At 54.1% G+C, this 910-nt stretch carries 1 protein-coding gene; it reads right to left on the bottom strand.

Annotated features, from left to right (window positions below; genetic code table 11):
* Positions 1–154 precede the first annotated feature (154 nt).
* Positions 155–910 (bottom strand): MobV family relaxase (gene mobV / locus AB5213_RS17180; RefSeq protein ID WP_368277039.1); only part of this gene is annotated, 756 nt, incomplete at its 5' end.

Genomic DNA, 910 nt, shown 5'->3' with positions numbered 1-910 from the left:
GAACACCTCATAAAGCTGCTGCTCCAGTTCCCGGCGTTTGGTCGCTTCCTGCTCCGGCGTGAACACCGGGGAGAGGTTTTCCAGCGTGATTTCCTTTCCCTGAAAAGTCACGACTTCTGTTTCCTTTTTGTATCTGATATTGTTACTTATAAAATCACCTTTCCTTTCCATACTGCCGCTGCTGCCGTTTCAGTTCCGCCAGTATATCCGGCGGGATACGGTCAACCAGCCTTTGCATATCGTGCAGTTCGCTTTCCAGCTTTGCCCGCTCCATGCGGTCTTTGATTTTGCCGCTCTCGCTGGCTCTGGCTCGTGCTTCCAGCTTCTCATTTTCTGCCAGCAGGTCATTGATTGTGACCTTGTACTTTTTCAACTGCCCGGAGAAATTCTCCATCTGCGGGAACCACTTTTTCAGCATGGAGAGGGCTTCCTCTTTTTTCTTTCCGGCGTTCAGCGGGTTAATGCCGTCCAGTGTGGCTTCAATGGCTCTTGCCTGCCGGGAGAGGGAAACCGCCTGTTTGAAAAGCCGGGTGGGGATATGCTTCCGGCCTGTCTTGCTGGCGCTTTCCCCACGCTCCAAGTCGGGATATTTCTCCACCATGTAGGCGTGAAAATCATCCTGCCACTTCGTCAGGTTTGCCCGGTTGCCGATAATCTCCTTAGCGCACAGGCGGTTGTCCTTTGTCAGCGGAACAAAGGTCAAATGCAGGTGGGGCGTTTTCTCGTCCATGTGTACCACCGCCGACACGATATTTTCCCGCCCTACCCGGTGGGTGAGGAAATCCGCCGCCCTCTGGAAAAACGCCTGTATCTCCTTTGGGGATTTCCCCTTGAAAAACTCCGGGCTGGCGGTTATCAGCGTATCGACAAACCGTGTGCTGTCCTTGCGGGTTCGGCACCCGGCCTGCTC

Origin of the sequence: Coprococcus sp. RTP21204st1_G4_RTP21204_210225 (genome assembly GCF_040915385.1) — a bacterium.
GTDB lineage: Bacteria > Bacillota > Clostridia > Lachnospirales > Lachnospiraceae > Allocoprococcus > Allocoprococcus comes.
The sequence above is the reverse complement of the archived record's forward strand: the minus strand, read 5'-3'. Positions and strand labels throughout refer to the sequence as shown.